Genomic DNA, 18491 nt, shown 5'->3' on the forward strand with positions numbered 1-18491 from the left:
TACAAATATCGCACAGCCAGTGATGACCGATGACGCTCCGCTGACACCACAAGTGCCCCGGGTCAGACTTGTGAAGCCATTCGAAGTGTTTCGGTCACTTCGGTCGTGGAACGGAGAAACGGGTCAACCGGGATACGGGGAGGGTCGATTCGGCCCATGACGGCTCAGGTGCGGGCAAGTCGCTTCAGCAGCAGCGCCGATGCCACCGGGCGCGCTCCGGCGCGCGCCACCCCGTCGGCCACCTCGCGGTCGGTGGACACCACCACCACCGGACGGCCCGGCGGCTCGGCCCGCACCAGCTGCCGGATCAACTCATCCGCCGTCACACCCGGCTTGCTGAACAGCACCCGCACCCCGCGCGGCGGCGCGAGCAGCACCGGAGCGGCCAGCTCCGCCCCGTCGAAGACACAGGTCATCTCCGCACCGGTCTGGGCCGCGAGCACCGCGAGACCGCCCAGCAGCCGCAGCCGCTGCTTCTCCAACGGCATCGTGGGATAGCCGGTCTTGGTGACGTTGTAGCCGTCCACCACCAGATGCGCCTGCGGCAGCGCGAGCAGCTGGTCCAGCAGGGCCGGGTCCATCTCCGACAGCGCCCTGGTCGCTATGTCCTTCGGCGTCATCTTCCCCGGCTCCACGGCGTCCACCGTGTCCGCCGGGCGCATCGACGCGGGCGGCAGGGCCAGTTCGCGCCGCAGCCCCTGCGCCGCGTCCAGCACCGTGTCCAGCAGCAGCCGCAGCCGCATGTCCTCCACGCTGCGGCCCTCGCGCACCGCCCGGCGGCTGGCCTCCAGCGCCGACTCCGCCTCCGCGAGCCGGGACCGCAGCCGCCGCGCCTCGCCGTCCGCCGTGGCCTGACGGGCCGCCGCCTCCGACCGTACGGACTCAAGCTCCGCCTCGACCTTGCGCAGCGCGGCCGCGCCCCGCTTCACATCGCTCTGCGCGCTGCGCAGCTTGCGCTGGAGCACATCGTTGTCCTTACGGGCCGACTCCAGCTCGGTGCGCGTCCGCTCGGTCTCGTGCCGGACCGCCGCCTTGGCCTCGGCCAGCTCGTCGCGCAGCCGCTGGAGCTCGCGCGCCGCCTCCTCACCGGCCCGCTCGGCGGAGGCCCGCTGGGCCTCCTCGCCCGCCGCCTCGACCAGCTTGACCCAGCCCATCGGGCGCAGCACATACGCCACCGCCGCGACGTCCACCGGATCGGCCGCGGCGGGCGGCGACCCGCCCTCGATCGCCTCGGCCAGCTCCCGCTGGGTCTCCCGCAGCCGTCCCGCGATCCGCTGCCGGAAGACGGGGTCGCTCTCCACCGCGGCGGCCATCGCGTTGCCCGCGAACTTGGCGCGGCGGGTCGGGGTGAAACGGGCGTACTGCCGCAGCTGGGTGGGCAGCTCGGTGACCGTCAGACCGCCGAAGGCATCCGCGACCAGCGCCACCACACGCCGTCGCACCCCTTCCGGCAGCGGGCGGTCCAGCGCCTCGGGGACGCCATCGGCGTCACCGGCCGCCCCGGGGTCACCGGTCCGCTCCACCACCTGTCACCGCTCCGTTCTCAGGCGCTCTGGCCGGTGCTCGGACGATCCACGAGTTCGACCTGGTCGACCGCGTTGCACCAGCGACAACGCACTGACTCAATGGTCTCACTGAGCACCTCGCGTTCCTCGACTCTGGGTTCCCCCGCCAAGTCGAGATGCACATATTCCACGGCTCTGCTCGCGCGGGTCACGTCAAACCGGGTGAGATTGCCGCACAGTGTGCAACGCCAGCGGGTCTGGGCGGTCGGCAGGGGCACGGCCATGGTTGCGGGTCCTCGCTTCTCGGCTCATCGGCGGCGTCCTGTAACCCTACGGCCTGAGCCCTGGCCCGCGCCGGGCCCTTCCACCCCAGCCCGCACCGGGTCCGTCCGCCCTGGCCCGCACCGGGACCGTCCGCCCCAAGACCCGGCGGGGCGCGGCGAGGCGCTCTGTGGAGGTTGCGCCCGGTACGGAATGATCTGCTCATGATCGAGACGTCGTCGGGGCGCCACCGCCCCTGGATGGCGGGGCCCGGCCGCCCCTGGATGACGTACGGCCTGATCGTCAGCTGCTGCCTGATCTTCGTCCTCGGACCGGCCTCGGGGCTCAACCCCGGCTATGGCTCGGGCGGGCGGCTGGTGGAGGCCCAGTCCACGTACTTCGAGCGCTGGGGGGTGGTGCCCAGCGCCCTGTGGAGCGGCGGCCCCGATCAGCCGCTCGCCCCGCTGACCGCGCTGTTCGTGCACGGCAACTGGCTGCATCTGCTCGGCAACATGCTGTTCCTCTATGTGTTCGGGGCGATGGCCGAGGAGCGGATGGGCCGTCTCCAGTTCGCCGTCTTCTACCTCGCCACCGGCTATCTGGCGCTGCTCGGGTACGCCGCCGCGCACGCCGACTCGCCCCAGTCGCTGGTGGGCGCCTCCGGGGCGATCTCCGGGGTGCTCGGGGCCTTTCTGTGGCTGTTCCCCCGGGCCCGGGTGACCAGCCTCTTCCCGTTCCTGTTCTTCCTCCCGCTGCGGTTTCCTGCCTGGGCGGTGCTGATCTTCTGGGTGGCCCTCCAGTGGCTGGCCGCCCGCCAGGCCGACGACCGCCCCGGCGTCGCCTACCTCGCCCATCTCGTGGGCTTCACGCTCGGCTTTCTCTACGCGTGGGCCCGGTTCGGGCGGAGGGCTAGAGTGGGCGGCGCCGCAGCCAGGGCCAGTGAGGGAGAAAGCCAGCCGTGATCACTTCGATCGTGCTCATCAAGACCGACGTGGACCAGATCCCGGAGACCGCCGAGAAGATCGCCGCGCTGGAGGGTGTGAGCGAGGTCTACTCGGTCACCGGTGCGCACGATCTCATCGCGATGGTGCGGGTGGCCCGGCACGACGACCTCGCGGACATCATCACGGGCCAGATCAGCAAGCTGCCGGGGGTGGCCTCGACCGAGACCCACATCGCCTTCCGGACGTACTCGCAGCACGATCTGGAGGCGGCGTTCGCGATTGGTCTGGACGGCTGAGCTGGGTGGCTGAGGGGGTCCGGGGGCTTGTGCCGCCTGCGGCGGGCTGTTCCCCTCCCCGCCCCTTCCCGAAACTGGGGCCCCGCCCCAGCCCCCGGAACCACACGGCCAGCACGCCACAAGCGGCCCGACCGCTGAGCTGACCACGGCGAGGGGCCGAGACCCAGGGCGAAGCGAAACCGGACCCCAGCCCGACAACCCGGGATCCACGCAGGCATTCACGCCCTCACCACCCACCACAAACAGCCCCGCCCCGCGAACACCCACGCCACCAGCCAACCGACCGACCACCGCACCGCAGGCGGCGGTGGCCCGTCGGGCCATGGGGTCCAGGGGCGGAGCCCCTGGTTACGGGAAGGGGCGGGGAGGGGAAAGGTCCGCCGTACGGCCCCGCGCCCACGAACCAGTGGTGGGGCTCAGCCCCGGTCCGGAACGCAGCGGCCGTCCTCCGTGCGGTAGCTCCAGCGGGCGCCGTCACGCACCAGTTCCTTCACGGCGCCCACGAAACGCTCCACATGCTCATCCGGCGTGCCCGCCCCAAAGCTGACCCGGATCGCGTTCAGCGACCGCTCCCCCGGTGCGGCCTCGGGCGCGCCGCACTCACCCGGCTCGTCGGGCTCGCTGTCCAGCAGGGTGCGGACCAGCGGATGGGCGCAGAACAGCCCGTCGCGCACGCCGATGCCGTACTCCGCGGAGAGGGCCGCCGCGAAGTGGGAGCTGTTCCAGCCCTCCACCACGAACGACAGCACGCCGACCCGGGGCGCGTCCTCGCCGAACAGCGAGAGCACGCGCACCTCGGGCACCTCGGCAAGGCCCGCCCGTACCTTCTCGATCAGCCGCCGCTCACGGGCGACCAAACCCTCGAAACCGGCCTCGGCCAGCGCCTTGCAGGCCGACGCGATCGCGTAGACGCCGATGACGTTCGGCGAGCCCGCCTCGTGCCGGGCCGCGGTGGTGTGCCACTCGACGTCGATGCCGCCGTCCTCCCCGCGCGTCACCTTACGGCTGGCGCCGCCGCCCGCCAGATATGGCCGGGCGTCCCGCAGCCAGTCCGCCCGCCCGGCCAGCACTCCGGCCCCGAAGGGCGCGTACAGCTTGTGCCCGGAGAAGGCCACCCAGTCGACGTCCGCCTCCGCGATGTCCACGGGGTGGTGCGGGGCCAGCTGCGCGGCGTCCAGGACGATACGGGCGCCGTGGGCGTGCGCGGCCGCGGCCAGCTCCCGCACCGGCCACAGCTCGCCGGTCACATTGGACGCACCGGTCACGCACACCAGCGCCGGGCCCCCGGCGCGCCCCGCGAGCGCCTTCTCCAGCGTCTCCACCGCCTGCCGCGGCGAGCGCGGGGCGCTGAGGTAGCGGACGGTGGCGTCCGCCCGCTGCTCCCAGGGCAGCAGCGAGGCGTGGTGCTCGGTCTCGAAGACGAAGACCTCGGTGCCCCGGGGCGCCACGGCGGCCAGGAGGTTGAGCGAATCGGTGGTGGAGCGGGTGAAGACGACCTGGTCGTCCTCGCGGCAGCCCAGGAAGGCGGCGACGTCCTTACGGCTGTTCTCGAAGAGGTCGGTGGACAGCTGCGAGAGGTAGCCAGCCCCGCGGTGCACGCTGCCGTAGTAGGGCGCGTACGCGGCGATGTCGTCCCAGACCCGCCGCAGTGCGGGGGCGCTGGCGGCGTAGTCGAGCGCCGCGTACGTCACCTCGCCGCCGGTGACGAGGGGCACCAGGACATCGCCGCCCAGCACGGGCAGTGGCTCACAGGCGGCGGAGGAGTCGGGGGCGGAGGTGGTGGCGGAGGTGGCAGCAGGGCGTGCGGACATGGCGAAGTCTCCCGGAAGGGTCGAAGTCGAAGGAGTGCGTGACGCGCACGGAAACGGCGGCGGTGAGCCAGCCGAGTCGTGAGGGCGCGGAAAACGGCTCGACGCACGGCCGCACCGCGCGGAGCACATGAGGAGAGACGGGCCGCTCGGCCCTAGCGCATTCGCTGCATCACGGAAGAACTCCCTCGACCACCAGGACCCCTAGTGCGAGGGGTCCGCGCTTGCCGCCGACCTCGCTGCCTGGCGGCCTGGTCATCACCCGGGGCACCCCGCCACGGACGGAGGGTTGCCGGACAGCGGGCCGGGGCCGTAGTCGCTGTCGCTCGTGACCTGCGCAGGAGTATGCCATGTCAGGGGCCGACGCCCATACTCGCGTCCGCATCCCGGACACGGCATGAGCACCGTAAGGGCGCCGACGCGCGCGTGGGGCCCGGCGGTTCTTCCCCCACCCCGCCCCTTCCCGAATCTGGAGCTCCGCCCCAGCCCCCACCGGGGCTCCGCCACGCGGTGCCGCCACAGACAGGCCGAAGCCCCGGTCCGAGGTACGGGGCGGCCCGCCCATCGGCGCCCCGCGAAAGGAACAGAGGCCCGATCCGTGGCCGGGCCGGACCCCACCGGTCCCGAGGCGGAGCCCACCGGGGCCCGGGGTGAAGCCCGGCGGAGTCCGGGACGGAGCCCCAACGGGGCCGCAGCGAAGCCACCACGGAGCCCGAGGCGAGATCTCACCGAGGCCCGAGGCTGACCCCGGCGGGGGCCCGTGCGGGGCTTCGGTCTTGGGGAAAGGGGCGGGGAGGGGGACAGTCCGCCGCGTATCCGCTACGCGTGGGTCGCCCGGACCCACCGTTCCAGGACGTCCCGCGCCGCCCCGGAGTCGATCGACTCGGCGGCGCGCGCCACGCCCGCGCCGATCCGGTCCGTCAGGGGCTGGCCCCCCGGCTCCCGCTCGAGCGCCACCAGCGCCGCCGCCGAGTTCAGCAGCACCGCGTCCCGGACGGGGCCCCGCTCGCCCGCCAGCAGCCGACGGGCCACATCGGCGTTGTACGAGGCGTCCGCGCCCCGCAGGGCCTCCACGGGGGCCCGCTCGACGCCCACCTCCCGGGGGTCGAAGGTCTCCTGGCGCACGGCCCCGTCCCGGACCTCCCACACCTGGGAGGTCGTGGTCACGGTGAGCTCGTCCAGCCCGTCGTCGCCCCGGACGACCAGCGCGGAGGAGCCCCGCTCGGCCAGCACCCCGGCGATGATGGGCGCCATACGGGCGTCGGCGACCCCGGTCGCCTGGCACTTCACCCGCGCCGGATTGGTCAGCGGGCCGAGCAGGTTGAACGGGGTGGCGACGCCCAACTCGCGCCGGGCCGAGGCCACATGCCGCAGCGAGGGGTGGAACTTCACCGCGAAGCAGAAGGTGATCCCCGCCTCCTCCGCGACCTCGACCACCCGCTCGGGGGTGATGTCCAGATTGACGCCGAGCTTCTCCAGCACATCGGAGGCACCGCTGGCGGAGGACGCGGCGCGGTTGCCGTGCTTGACCACCCGCGCGCCCGCCCCGGCGACGACCAGCGCGGACATGGTGGAGATGTTGACGGTCTTGGCGCGGTCGCCGCCGGTGCCCACGATGTCCACGGTCGCCCCGGGCACCTCGATCACCCGGGCGTGCCCGTACATGGCCCGTACCAGACCGGCCACCTCGGAGACCGTCTCGCCCTTGGTGCGCAGCGCGATCGCGAAACCGGCGATCTGGGCGTCGGTGGCCTCGCCCCGCATGATCCGGTCCATGGCCCAGGCGGTGTCGTCGGCATCGAGGTCCCGTCCGGCGATCAGCGAGCTCAGTACGTCCGGCCAGGTGCGGGCCGTCGCGGTGCTGTCGCCTCCGGCGGGGGTCACAACGTCCATGGTCCGCTCCTGGATCCGTGGGGGTGGGCAGGGAAGGGGTCCGCGCACTTCAGCGGCCCGTCGCAAGCCTATCGGCAGCATGGCCGGGGCCCCGGCCGGACCGTGTGGTCCGGGCCGGGGCCCTGGTCTGTGGCGTCGCTTTATTAAGAAATCGATTCGCGCGGGAAACCCCGGAGCTCAGTGGTGGCCGTGGCCGCTCGTGATCTCCCGGTACTCCTCGCGGGTCGGCTTCGGAATGACGTTGTCCCCGCCGTAGTAGCCCTTGGAGAGCTTCGAACGGAGCCTCTGCGAAGGCTTTATCTTCTGCTTGACCCCGTTCTCGTCGACCTCCGGGCCGATCTCGTAGGGCTCGGGCTGATCATGCTGGGTGAGCATGTGCAGCTGCTCCTGCGCGAGCGGCTCGTGGACCTCGATGAACTCACCGTGCGGCAGCCGCTTGATGATGCCGGTCTCACGGCCGTGCAGCACCTTGTCCTTGTCGCGCCGCTGGAGGCCGAGGCAGATCCGCTTGGTGGCGATGAACGCCAGGACCGGGCCGGCGAAGAAGGCGATCCGCACGAACCACGTGATCGAGTTGATCGACAGGTGGAAGTGGGTGGCCCACAGGTCGTTGCCGCCACCGACCAGCATCACGAAGTACGCGGTGATCCAGGCGACGCCGAACGCCGTACGGGTCGGGGCGTTGCGCGGGCGGTCCAGGATGTGGTGCTCGCGCTTGTCGCCGGTGATCCAGGACTCGATGAACGGGTAGAGCCCGATCGCGAACAGGACCATCGGGAAGAGCACGATCGGGATGAACACGCCCAGGACGAGCGTGTGGCCCCACGCGGTGATCTCCCAGCCGGGCATCACCCGGACCAGACCCTCGGCGAAGCCCATGTACCAGTCGGGCTGGGCGCCGGTGGACACCTGGTCGGGCCGGTAGGGGCCGATGGTCCAGATCGGGTTGATGGTCGCGATCGCGGAGAGGGCCGCGATCACACCGAAGACCAGGAAGAAGAAGCCGCCCGCCTTGGCCATGTAGACCGGCAGCAGGGGCATGCCGACCACGTTCTTCTCGGTCTTTCCGGCCCCGGGGTACTGGGTGTGCTTGTGGTAGAAGACCAGGATCAGGTGCGCCACCAGCAGGCCGAGCATGATGCCCGGCAGCAGCAGGACGTGGACCGGGTAGAGCCTCGCGATGAGGTCCGTCCCCGGGAACTCGCCGCCGAAGACGAACATCGAGATGTAGGTGCCGACCACCGGGATCGACAGGAACACACCCTCGATGAACCGCAGACCGGTGCCGGAGAGCAGGTCGTCGGGGAGCGAGTAGCCGGTGAAGCCGGTCATCATGCCGAGGAAGAACAGCAGGAAGCCGAACAGCCAGTTGATCTCACGCGGCTTGCGGAACGCACCGGTGAAGAACACCCGCATCATGTGCGTGAACATGCCGGCGAGGAAGACCAGCGCGGCCCAGTGGTGGATCTGCCGCATCAGCAGACCGCCCCGCACCTCGAAGCTGATGTCGAGGGTCGACTGGAACGCCTCGGACATCCGCACGCCCTGCATCGGGACGTACGGGCCCTCATAGGTGACCTCACCCATGCTGGGGTGGAAGAACAGCGTCAGATACACACCCGTGAGGATGATGATGATGAAGCTGTAGAGGCAGACCTCGCCCAGCATGAAGGACCAGTGGTCCGGGAAGATCTTGCGCATATTGGCCTTGGCGAGGCTGTAGATGCCCAGCCGGCCGTCGGCCCAGTCCGCGACGCGCTCACCCGCGGGCGCTTTGCCGCGGCGCTGCGCGGCGCTGTCGCTTGTAGTACTCATCCGCGCTCCCAGTAAGCAGGACCGACGGGCTCCGAGAAGTCGCCCATGGCTTCGAGGTACCCCTGGTCGTTGGCCCTGATCCGCAGCTGCGGCAGCGCGTGACCGGCCGGCCCGAAGATCACTCGGCCACCGTCGGAGAGGTCGAAGGTCGACTGGTGGCAGGGGCACAGGACGTGGTGGGTCTGCTGCTCGTAGAGGTTGATCGGGCAGCCGACGTGGGTGCAGATCTTGGAGAACGCGACGATGCCCTCGTGCGACCAGTCCAGTTCGCGCTTGTCCTTGATGTTCTCCGGCTGGAGCCGGACCAGCATCAGGGCGGCCTTGGCGATCTCCGTCTGGAAGTCGTGCTGCTCCTCGCTCATGCCCTCGGGCATGGCGAAGGTGAGGGAGCCGACGGCGATGTCCTCGGGGCGCAGCGGCTGCATGGTGTTGTAGTTCATCAGCCGCTTGCCCTTGGCCCACTTGGTGTGCCGGAGCTTGGTGCCCGGCAGCGGACCGAGGTCCCGCAGCAGCACGACGCCGGCGAGCGGCACCAGCGCGAGCGCGCCGAAGAGGGTGTTGCGGGCCAGCTTGCGCCGGCCGAAGCCGGACTCCTTGGCGCCGGTGCGGAACTCCTCGAGGACCTTCGACTTGACCTCGGGGCTGGCCTCGATCGGGTGGCGCTCGTCGGCGATCTCCACATCGGACATCAGGGTGCGGGCCCAGTGGACCGCGCCCGCGCCGATGGTGAACAGCGCGATGCCGAGCGTCACCCCCAGCGCGAAGTTCAGCGCGCTGATGTGCCCGATCGGGAAGACGTAGATGTACTTGTCGACCGGGAGTGCCACATACGCGGCGATGAAGGCGATCGTGGCCAGCATCGAGACCGTGAAGAGCAGGGCGACGGTGCGCTCGGAGCGCCGCGCGGCCCGCTCGTCGATGTCCTGCTTGCGGTGCTCGTGCGGGGGCAGCCCCGGGTCGGCGAACGGGTCGTCGGCCGGCCTGACGACGCTCGCGGCCCCCCGCTCTTCCGGCAGCTTGTCTTCTGCTTCTGAAATCTCGTGGCTACTCATGACTTCTTGGCCTTTGCGGTCCGGGCGGCGACCCAGATGGTGAGGACGATCATCGCGCCCATGCCGAAGATCCAGCCGAACAGACCCTCGCTCACCGGGCCGAGCCCGCCGAGCTCAAGACCACCGGGGGTCTTGCTCTTGTCGCTGTTGACGGTGTCGAGGTAGGCGATGATGTCCTGCTTGTTCTTCTCCGGCATCACGGTGTCGGGGAAGGAGGGCATGTTCTGCGGGCCGGTCTGCATGGCCTCGTAGAGATGCTTGGGGCTGACCCCGTTGAGACCAGGCGCGTACTTGCCGTTGGTGAGGGCACCACCCTTACCGGCGAAGTTGTGGCACTGCGCGCAGTTCGTACGGAAGAGCTCCCCGCCCTTCGCGATGTCCGCGCCGTCCGGGCTGTACTGGCTCTTGGTGGGCGTCACCGGACCCGCACCGAGCGACGCGATGTAGGCCGCGAGCTGCTCGATCTCGGCGTCCGAGTAGATGTTCCTCTTCTTCGGCACCTGGGCGCCCGGCTGCTGCGCCGGCATGCGGCCGGTGCCGACCTGGAAGTCCACGGCGGCGGAGCCGACGCCGACCAGGCTCGGGCCGTCAGAGGTCCCCTGACCGCCCGTGCCGTGGCAGCTGGCGCAGCCGACGGCGTAGAGCTTCTTGCCCTCCTCGATGGCGAGGGACTGGGCGGAGCTGTCGTCGGCCTTCGCCTCGCTCGGCGAAAACGCGGCGTACAGCCCCCCAGTGACCGCCAGCGCGAAGAGTAGGACGACGAGCGCAGCCAGCGGATGGCGCCGTCGTGCGGAGAGCTTTTTCACGGATTACCCCGGTGTCAGGATCTTCTGCGTCGATGCTGTCAAGGACGTGGTTCCGGTGCGGTGACCGGCTTACTTGATCATGTAGATCGTGGCGAAGAGGCCGATCCAGACGACATCGACGAAGTGCCAGTAATAGGACACGACGATGGCCGCCGTCGCCTGCTGGTGGGTGAACCTCTTGGCCGCGTACGTCCTGCCCAGGACAAACAGGAAGGCGATCAGGCCGCCCGTCACATGCATGCCGTGGAAGCCGGTGGTCAGATAGAACACCGAGCCGTACGGGTCAGAGGAGAGCGAGAGCCCGTCCTTCTTGACCAGCTCGGTGTATTCGAAGATCTGACCGCCGATGAAGATCGCGCCCATGATGAAGGTGATCACGAACCAGGAGCGCAGCTTCTTCACGTCGCCGCGCTCGGCGGCGAAGACGCCGAGCTGGCAGGTGAGGGAGGAGAGCACCAGGATCGTGGTGTTCGTCGCCGAGAACGGGAAGTTCAGCGAGGACGCCATTTCCTTCCAGTGCTCGGCGCCGGTCACCGATCGCAGGGTGAAGTACATCGCGAAGAGGGCCGCGAAGAACATCAGCTCGGAACTCAGCCAGATGATCGTTCCGACGCTGGTGAGGTTCGGCCGGTTGACCGACGGGTGCGCGTGCCCGGTTTCTACTGCTGTTGCTGTCGCCACGACCGACATTATGTCGGTCGCTTATCCAGCGCTCACTCCCGGGGGTCCCGTTCGGAGTGTCAAGGGCCGCGTCAAGGACATCGACCCTGCTCGTCGCGGCTGTCCCGGACAGTCCCCCGAAGGAGGGAGAGATCCGTACGACCCCTCCTCCGGACGGCTGTACGGGAGTAGCATCCGGATCAGGAGCCCGGCAGATCACTTACTTCGCCCGGAGGACATGATGCGGCCCACCGCGACGGTGCTGGTCTACAGCGATGACGTGAGCACCCGCGAGCAGGTGCGCCTGGCGGTCGGGCGCCGGCCCGCCGCCGATGTGCCCCCGGTGGAGTTCTTGGAGTGCGCCACCCTCCCGGCCGTCCTCTCGGCGCTGGAGGACGGTGGCATCGACGCCTGTGTGCTGGACGGTGAGTCGGCGCCCGCGGGCGGGATGGGCGTCTGCCGGCAGATCAAGGACGAGATCTTCCAGTGCCCGCCGGTGCTGCTGCTCATCGGCCGCCCGCAGGACGCCTGGCTGGCCACCTGGAGCCGTGCGGAGGCCGCGGTCACGCATCCGGTGGACCCGGTGGCCCTGGCGGACGCGCTGGCCGGGCTGCTCCGCAAGCGGCTCGCGGTGGGCGCCTGACCTCACCGCCGCTCAGACCTGGGGACGGAGCCGGGCGGAGTCGGCGGTCACGGCGTCGGACTGGCCGGAGGCGACGGCGCTGCCCTTGCGCCAGTCCGCCCAGGCCATGTTCCAGTCGCCGTAGCCGTTGTCGAACGTGGCCATGTCCTCTCCATTGCTGTGCACCACCTGGACGATGTCGCCCAGCCGCACGGTGTTGAAGAACCACTGGGCGTCCGCCGTGCTCATGCCCGTGCAGCCGTGGCTGACGTTGGCGTAGCCCTGCGAACCGGTGGACCAGGGCGCGGCATGGACGTATTCACCGCTCTTGGTGACCCGGGCGGCCCAGTAGACCATCAGGTCGTAGGAGCCCGCGCCGAGCCCGATGCTGGCGCCCGTCATCCGTACGGCGGACTCCTTGGCCAGGATGACCTTGATGCCGTTCCGGGTGTCGAATCCGGGCATACCGGTGGTGATCGGGATGGTCCGGACCGGCACCCCGTTGCGCTTCACCGTCATCTGGTGGGTGCCGGAGTCGGTGAGGGCTTCGAGCCGGTCGCCGGTGGTCAGCCGCAGCGACTTGGCCTCGCCGCCGTAGAGCCCGCCGCCGATCCGGATGCCCTTGAGGTTGGAGCGCACCGTGATGGTGGCGTGGGCGGGCCAGTACTCCTGCGGGCGGTAGTGCAGGTTACGGCTGTCCACCCAGTGCCAGACGCCCTCCACCGCGGGCCGTGACTCCACCTTCAGGGCGCGCTCGATCACGGCACGGGCCGAGGGGTCCTTGACGGGCCGGCTCAGTTTGGCCGTGATGGGCTGCCCCACCCCGTACTCCCCCGCCTTGGGGCCGAAGGTGACCTTCAGCAGCCGGTGGGCGGAGCTGGTGGCGAAGGCGACCGTACGGCGGCCAGGAGCGCCGTTGGAGTCCTCCGTGGACACCTTCAGCGTGTAGTGGGCGCCCGCGGCCAGCGGCACGGTGCTGCGCCAGTGCCTGCCGTCGTCGGTCAGCTCGCCCCGGACGTAGCGGCCCGCGGCGTCGGTGGCCGTGACATCCGTGATCCGGCTGTCGTCGTCCTTGGCCGTCACTTCGAGCGGCTTGTCCGGATCGGCCTTACGGCCCTCACCGTCACCGTCACCGCTGAACGAGATCTGGTCGGCGGCGTCGTACGGCTTCGCGGACAGGGGGTCGGGGGAGCCCCCGCATCCGCTCAGACCCGCTATCAGCGGCGCCGCCAGCAGGGCGCAGGTCAGCACCGCCCGGCTTCTGAGTGATCGAGGTGTGTGGCTCATGGAGCCAACGTAAGAACGGTGTACGGGAACGGCGCGCGGAGTGAAGCACCGGAGTGAACGGGCGGCCCCGGCGGTGCCGTCCGGGCCGTCCCAGCCGTCCGGGCCTGTGGACCATCCGGGCCCTGTGGACCCCGCAACGCCGAGCGGGGTCCGGACACCTCTCCAGGCGTCCGGACCCCGCTCGGGTCAGCCGGTCAGGGCTACTGGTTGGCGTTCTCGCCGCGGTAGTACTCGAAGACCCAGCCGAAGAGGCCGACCATGATGACCGGGACCGAGAAGAAGAGCAGCCACCAGCCGAAGACCACGCCCAGGAAGGCCATGGCCCCGCCGATGCCGAGGGAGAGCGGCTGCCAGCTGTGCGGGGAGAAGAAGCCCAGCTCGCCGGCGTCGTCCGCGACGTCCGCTTCCTTGTTGTCCTGCGCACCGACATCCACCCGGCGGGCCGTGAAGGCCAGGTAGTAGCCGATCATGATGCTCAGCCCGAAGGCCAGGAAGAGCGCCGTGGTGCCGGCTGGCTCCTTCGACCACACGCCATAGACGATCGCAATGACGAGGATGAAGACGGCCAGCCAGATGAACATCCGGCCTTGGACCTTCACTTGCCGGCCTCCTTACCACCCGCGAGGGCCTTGTCATCGTCAGGCGCACCGTGGTTCTCGAGCTGGTCGAGTGCCGCGATCTCCGGGTGGTGCAGGTCGAACGCCGGGGATTCGGAGCGGATCCGCGGCAGGGTGAGGAAGTTGTGCCGCGGCGGCGGGCAGGAAGTGGCCCACTCCAGCGAACGGCCGTAGCCCCAGGGGTCGTCGACCTCGACCTTCTTGCCGTACTTGGCGGTCTTCCAGACGTTGTAGAAGAACGGCAGGACCGACAGGCCGAGGACGAAGGAGCTGATGGTCGAGATGGTGTTCAGCACGGTGATGCCGTCTGCCGCGAGGTAGTCGGCGTACCGGCGGGGCATGCCCTCGGCGCCCAGCCAGTGCTGCACCAGGAACGTGCCGTGGAAGCCCACGAACAGCGTCCAGAAGGTGATCTTGCCGAGCCTTTCGTCCAGCATCTTGCCGGTCATCTTCGGCCACCAGAAGTGGAATCCGGCGAACATCGCGAAGACCACGGTGCCGAAGACCACGTAGTGGAAGTGGGCCACCACGAAGTACGAGTCGGAGACGTGGAAGTCCATCGGCGGCGACGCCAGGATCACACCGGTCAGACCACCGAAGGTGAAGGTGATCAGGAAGCCGACGGCCCAGAGCATCGGGGTCTCGAAGCTCAGCGACCCCTTCCACATCGTGCCGATCCAGTTGAAGAACTTGATACCGGTCGGCACCGCGATCAGGAACGTCATAAACGAGAAGAACGGCAGTAGCACCCCGCCGGTGACATACATGTGGTGGGCCCACACCGTCACCGAGAGACCGGCGATCGAAATGGTCGCGGCGATCAGGGAGATGTAACCGAACATCGGCTTCCGGGAGAAGACCGGAATGACCTCGGAGATGATGCCGAAGAACGGCAGCGCGATGATGTACACCTCTGGATGGCCGAAGAACCAGAAGAGGTGTTGCCAGAGCAGCGCCCCGCCATTGGCCGCGTCGAAGACATGCGCCCCGAATTTACGGTCCGCCTCCAGGGCGAACAGCGCGGCGGCCAGCACCGGGAAGGCGAGCAGCACCAGCACCGCGGTCAGCAGCACGTTCCAGGTGAAGATCGGCATGCGGAACATCGTCATGCCCGGGGCGCGCATGCAGATGATCGTGGTGATGAAGTTGACCGCACCGAGGATCGTGCCGAAGCCGGAGAAGGCCAGACCCATGATCCACATGTCCGCGCCCACCCCGGGCGAGCGGACCGCGTCCGACAGCGGCGAATAGGCGAACCAGCCGAAGTCGGCCGCGCCCTGCGGGGTCAGGAACCCGCCCACCGCGATCAGCGACCCGAAGAGGTACAGCCAGTACGCGAACATGTTCAGCCGCGGGAACGCCACATCGGGCGCACCGATCTGCAGCGGCATGATCCAGTTCGTGAACCCCGCGAACAGCGGGGTGGCGAACATCAGCAGCATGATCGTGCCATGCATGGTGAACGCCTGGTTGAACTGCTCGTTCGTCATGATCTGCGAACCCGGACGGGCCAGTTCGGCGCGCATGAAGAGCGCCATCAGGCCGCCGATGCAGAAGAACGCGAACGACGTGACGAGGTAGAGCGTGCCGATCGTCTTGTGGTCGGTGGTGGTCAGCCACTTGACGACGACATTGCCCGGCTGCTTCCGACGTACCGGCGTCCCCGGCTCTTGCGAGGCGGTGGTGCCGGCACCCTGGGGTTCGTTGAGGATGCTCACGATGTCCTGGTCTCCGCGTTCTTGGCGGCGTCCGTCTGCTCAATGCCCGCCGGGATGTAGCCGGTCTGGCCCTTCTTCGCCAGCTCCTTGAGGTGCTGCTGGTAACGCTCCGGCGACACGACCTTGACGTTGAAGAGCATCCGGGAGTGGTCGACGCCGCACAGCTCGGCGCACTTGCCCTTGAAGGTGCCCTCGCGGTTCGGGGTGACCTCGAAGCGGTTGGTGTGACCCGGGATGACGTCCATCTTCATCAGGAAGGGGACCACCCAGAACGAGTGGATGACATCGCGGGACGTCAGGATGAACTGGACGGACTCGCCCTTCGGCAGCCACAGGGTCGGCCCCGGGTTGCCGGTCTGCGGGTTCCGCTCACCGGGGGTGCCCGCCTCGTAGACACCCTCGGCGCCCTTGGGGACCGCGTTCAGCATGCGCTGGGGGATCGCGGAGATCTCCTTGGCTTCCTGCTTGGGCGTGGCGGTCGAACCGTCCACGTTCTCCATGTAGTTGAAGCCCCAGCTCCACTGATAGCCCACCACATTCACCACGTGGTCGGGCTTCTTGGAGGTCTTGAGGAGCGCGTTCTCATCGCGTGCGGTGAAGTAGAACAGCACCGAGACGATGATGATCGGGACCACGGTGTACAGCGCCTCGATCGGCATGTTGTACCGGGTCTGCGCGGGAACCTCGATCTTGGTCCTGCTGCGGCGGTGGAAGATGACCGCCCAGATGATCAGGCCCCAGACCAGGACGCCCGTGGCGAGCGCCGCCGCCCACGAGCCCTGCCACAGGGAGAGGATCCGCGGCGCCTCCTCCGTGACGGGGGTAGGCATTCCGAGGCGGGGGAAGTCCTTGGATGTGCAACCGGTGGCGGTCGCCAGGACCAAGCCCGCGGCCAGCGCCTGCAGCAGCTTCCGCCGCACCGGGCGCCGCGACGAGCGGTCGGAGCCGTTGGGACTCACGTAGCGCCTTCCCGAGAGTCTCGCCCGCGCGGTCGGCCGCGGCCGTCTGTCTGGTCGGTCGCCGGCCCGGTGCGGGCAGGGGTTTGGATGTTTATGCGGACCAAACCCTACTGGACGCTATTTGGGGTCGCGCGGGGAGGGTGCCCAACGCGCCGTACCGCTCCACGAAGGGGTGGAATCCCGGGCTCCGAAGCCCTTTTCCGCCCGGGCCCAGCCCGGGTTCCGACGCCCTTCCCGGCCGGGTGCGCCCCAGGTTCCGGCACCCTTCCCGGCCGGGCACGGCCCCGGGTTCCGGCGACCTTCCAGCCGGGTGCGGCCCCGGGTTCCGGCGACCTTCCGGCCGGGTGCCACCCCAGGTGCCGATGGTCTTCCGGCCGGGGGCGGCCCGGATGCGGTAGCCCTCCGGCCGGGGGCGGCCCGGCTTCGGGTGGCCTTCTCGCGTCGGGCGCACCCGGCTTGGGGCCCCGGGCCGGGGCTCGGTTTCGGGCGGGGCGATCCTGGGCGGGGCCGCCGGGGCCGTCCGTTCGCCGGTCTCGGCGGCCAAGCGGCCTCGCCGGAGTCCGGTGCGCGCGGTTGCCTCCCGATGGGGCGCGGGGCCGTGTTGATGCGCGGCTCGACCGCGTGGGCACGGCCAGCCACGACGCGGCCGCGGTATGAACGACCGCGCTCGCGCCACGTCCCGCGGACCGCTTAGCGTTCCTCATGTGCCCTACTTCGACGCGGCCTCGTCCGCCCCGCTGCACCCCGTCGCCCGGCAGGCGCTCCTCGCCGCGCTCGACGAGGGGTGGGCCGACCCCTCGCGCCTCTACCGGGAGGGGCGGCGGGCGCGGCTGCTGCTGGACGCGGCGCGGGAGGCGGCCGCCGAGGCCGTGGGGTGCCGCCCGGACGAGCTCGTCTTCACCCCTTCCGGGACCCGCGCGGTGCACGACGGCATCGCGGGGGCGCTCGCGGGGCGGCGGCGCGCCGGTCGCCATCTGATCGTCTCCGCCGTGGAGCACTCCTCGGTGCTGCACGCGGCTGCGGCGCACGAGGCGGACGGCGGCACGGTCGCCGAGGTCCCGGTGGACCGTACGGGACGGGTCGCGCCGGGGGCGTACGCGGCGGCCCTGCGGGAGGCCCCGGGCGGGGTGGCGCTGGCCTGTCTGCAGTCCGCCAACCATGAGGTCGGCACCCTGCAGCCGGTGGCCGAGGCCGCCGAGGAGTGCGCGGCGGCGGACGTACCGCTACTGGTGGACGCGGCCCAGTCGCTCGGCTGGGGCCCCACAGAGGGCAATTGGTCACTTCTGACCGCAAGTGCCCACAAATGGGGCGGCCCTGCGGGGGTGGGGCTGCTCGCGGTGCGCAAGGGGGTGCGCTTCCGTACCGTCCAGCCCGCCGACGAGCGGGAGTCGGGCCGCTCCCCGGGGTTCGAGAACCTCCCGGCCATCGTCGCCGCGGCCGCCTCGCTGCGGGCCGTCCGGGCCGAGGCCGCCGCCGAGGCGGAGCGGCTGCGGGGGTTGGTGGACCGGATCCGGGCACGGGTGCCGGAGCTGGTGCCGGACGCCGAGGTGGTCGGCGACCCGGAGCGGCGGCTGCCGCACCTGGTGACCTTCTCCTGTCTCTATGTCGACGGAGAAGCGCTCCTCCATGAGCTGGACCGCGCGGGGTTCTCGGTCTCGTCCGGCTCCTCCTGCACCTCCTCCACGCTGACCCCGAGCCATGTGCTGAAGGCCATGGGGGTGCTGTCCGAGGGCAATGTCCGGGTCTCGCTTCCGCGCGGTACGGCCGGGGCGGACGTGGAGCGGTTCCTGGAGGCGCTGCCGGGGGTGGTGGCGGGGGTACGGGAGCGCCTGGGGGCGCCGCGACCGTCCGGAGCCGCCGCCGGACCGGCCCGTGAACCACAGCCCGAGCCTGAGCCCGAGCTGGTGGTCGACTCACTCGGCAAGCGGTGCCCGATCCCGGTGATCGAGCTGGCCAAGGTGATCGGCGAGGTGCCGGTGGGCGGGGTGGTGACGGTGCTGTCCGACGACGAGGCGGCCCGGCTGGACATCCCGGCCTGGTGCGAGATGCGCGGCCAGAGCTACGAGGGTGAGCGCCCGGCTGAACGGGGCGTGGCGTACCGGGTGCGCCGCCGCGCGTAGGCGTTGTGCGGCGGGGAAGGTGACGCCTGCGGCGGGCGGTCCCCGCCCCGCCCCTTCCCGAAACCGGGGCTCCGCCCCAGACCCCTGGGGTCTGGGGCGGAGCTCCTGCCACGCGGCGGAGCCGGGTG

16 protein-coding genes and 1 riboswitch are annotated in these 18491 nt (G+C 70.2%); of the genes, 4 read left to right on the forward strand and 12 right to left on the reverse strand.

What is annotated here, in order from left to right:
* Positions 1 to 164: 164 nt before the first annotated feature.
* Both VT50_RS17210 and VT50_RS17215 read right to left on the reverse strand, forming a co-directional pair.
* Complete coding sequence (locus VT50_RS17210) at positions 165 to 1526, reverse strand: NYN domain-containing protein (RefSeq protein WP_046089149.1); 1362 nt, start codon at positions 1524 to 1526, stop codon at positions 165 to 167.
* 17 nt (positions 1527 to 1543) lie between these two features.
* Positions 1544 to 1789 carry a hypothetical protein gene (locus VT50_RS17215; RefSeq protein WP_046089150.1) on the reverse strand — a complete coding sequence of 82 codons (246 nt, stop codon included), beginning with the start codon at positions 1787 to 1789 and terminating at the stop codon, positions 1544 to 1546.
* 201 nt (positions 1790 to 1990) lie between these two features.
* On the opposite strand from VT50_RS17215, the gene VT50_RS17220 reads away from it, so the two are divergent.
* Both VT50_RS17220 and VT50_RS17225 read left to right on the forward strand, forming a co-directional pair.
* On the forward strand, positions 1991 to 2728 hold the full coding sequence (locus VT50_RS17220; RefSeq protein ID WP_046089151.1) for a rhomboid family intramembrane serine protease: 738 nt from the start codon (positions 1991 to 1993) through the stop codon (positions 2726 to 2728).
* Positions 2725 to 3006, forward strand: coding sequence for an Lrp/AsnC family transcriptional regulator (locus VT50_RS17225; RefSeq protein ID WP_046089152.1), 282 nt, complete (start codon positions 2725 to 2727; stop codon positions 3004 to 3006). The genes VT50_RS17220 and VT50_RS17225 overlap by 4 nt, the downstream gene beginning before the upstream one ends.
* 416 nt (positions 3007 to 3422) lie before the next feature.
* On the opposite strand, the gene VT50_RS17230 is transcribed toward VT50_RS17225, so the two are convergent.
* The 6 genes from VT50_RS17230 to ctaE all read right to left on the reverse strand — a co-directional run bounded on the left by VT50_RS17230 (position 3423) and on the right by ctaE (position 11070).
* Positions 3423 to 4817 carry an aminotransferase class V-fold PLP-dependent enzyme gene (locus VT50_RS17230; RefSeq protein WP_046091062.1) on the reverse strand — a complete coding sequence of 465 codons (1395 nt, stop codon included), beginning with the start codon at positions 4815 to 4817 and terminating at the stop codon, positions 3423 to 3425.
* Between the two features lie 212 nt (positions 4818 to 5029).
* Positions 5030 to 5148: riboswitch (SAM riboswitch) on the reverse strand.
* A 485-nt stretch (positions 5149 to 5633) separates the two neighbouring features.
* Positions 5634 to 6707, reverse strand: coding sequence for an anthranilate phosphoribosyltransferase (gene trpD / locus VT50_RS17235; RefSeq protein ID WP_046087313.1), 1074 nt, complete (start codon positions 6705 to 6707; stop codon positions 5634 to 5636).
* A 177-nt stretch (positions 6708 to 6884) separates the two neighbouring features.
* Positions 6885 to 8522 (reverse strand): cytochrome bc1 complex cytochrome b subunit, encoded by a 1638-nt coding sequence (gene qcrB / locus VT50_RS17240; protein ID WP_046087312.1) that lies wholly within the window; start codon positions 8520 to 8522, stop codon positions 6885 to 6887.
* A complete protein-coding gene (gene qcrA / locus VT50_RS17245) occupies positions 8519 to 9574 on the reverse strand; it encodes a cytochrome bc1 complex Rieske iron-sulfur subunit (RefSeq protein ID WP_046087311.1) in 1056 nt (351 codons plus the stop codon). The genes qcrB and qcrA overlap by 4 nt, the downstream gene beginning before the upstream one ends.
* Complete coding sequence (gene qcrC / locus VT50_RS17250; protein ID WP_046087310.1) at positions 9571 to 10380, reverse strand: cytochrome bc1 complex diheme cytochrome c subunit; 810 nt, start codon at positions 10378 to 10380, stop codon at positions 9571 to 9573. The genes qcrA and qcrC overlap by 4 nt, the downstream gene beginning before the upstream one ends.
* A gap of 69 nt (positions 10381 to 10449) precedes the next feature.
* Complete coding sequence (ctaE, locus tag VT50_RS17255; RefSeq protein WP_046087309.1) at positions 10450 to 11070, reverse strand: aa3-type cytochrome oxidase subunit III; 621 nt, start codon at positions 11068 to 11070, stop codon at positions 10450 to 10452.
* 211 nt (positions 11071 to 11281) lie between these two features.
* Between ctaE and VT50_RS17260 the strand changes: the two genes are divergently transcribed.
* On the forward strand, positions 11282 to 11683 hold the full coding sequence (locus tag VT50_RS17260) for a hypothetical protein (protein ID WP_046087315.1): 402 nt from the start codon (positions 11282 to 11284) through the stop codon (positions 11681 to 11683).
* A gap of 12 nt (positions 11684 to 11695) precedes the next feature.
* Here VT50_RS17260 and VT50_RS17265 read toward each other — a convergent pair whose 3' ends face one another.
* From VT50_RS17265 to ctaC, 4 genes are all read right to left on the reverse strand, one after another.
* A complete protein-coding gene (locus VT50_RS17265) occupies positions 11696 to 12949 on the reverse strand; it encodes a L,D-transpeptidase (RefSeq protein ID WP_053048638.1) in 1254 nt (417 codons plus the stop codon).
* A 200-nt stretch (positions 12950 to 13149) separates the two neighbouring features.
* The gene (locus tag VT50_RS17270; protein ID WP_046087307.1) at positions 13150 to 13548 is read right to left on the reverse strand and encodes a cytochrome c oxidase subunit 4; all 399 of its coding nucleotides are present in this window, start codon (positions 13546 to 13548) and stop codon (positions 13150 to 13152) included.
* Positions 13545 to 15284, reverse strand: a complete 1740-nt coding sequence (gene ctaD / locus VT50_RS17275; protein ID WP_046087306.1) for an aa3-type cytochrome oxidase subunit I — start codon at positions 15282 to 15284, stop codon at positions 13545 to 13547. Before ctaD ends, VT50_RS17270 begins: the two co-directional genes overlap by 4 nt.
* Positions 15281 to 16243 carry an aa3-type cytochrome oxidase subunit II gene (ctaC, locus tag VT50_RS17280; protein WP_046087305.1) on the reverse strand — a complete coding sequence of 321 codons (963 nt, stop codon included), beginning with the start codon at positions 16241 to 16243 and terminating at the stop codon, positions 15281 to 15283. The genes ctaD and ctaC overlap by 4 nt, the downstream gene beginning before the upstream one ends.
* A gap of 704 nt (positions 16244 to 16947) precedes the next feature.
* Between ctaC and VT50_RS17285 the strand changes: the two genes are divergently transcribed.
* The gene (locus tag VT50_RS17285; protein WP_079343844.1) at positions 16948 to 18363 is read left to right on the forward strand and encodes a cysteine desulfurase/sulfurtransferase TusA family protein; all 1416 of its coding nucleotides are present in this window, start codon (positions 16948 to 16950) and stop codon (positions 18361 to 18363) included.
* The last annotated feature ends 128 nt before the right edge of the window (positions 18364 to 18491 follow it).

The sequence above is a fragment of the Streptomyces antioxidans genome, from assembly GCF_000968685.2.
Taxonomy (GTDB): Bacteria; Actinomycetota; Actinomycetes; order Streptomycetales; family Streptomycetaceae; genus Streptomyces; species Streptomyces antioxidans.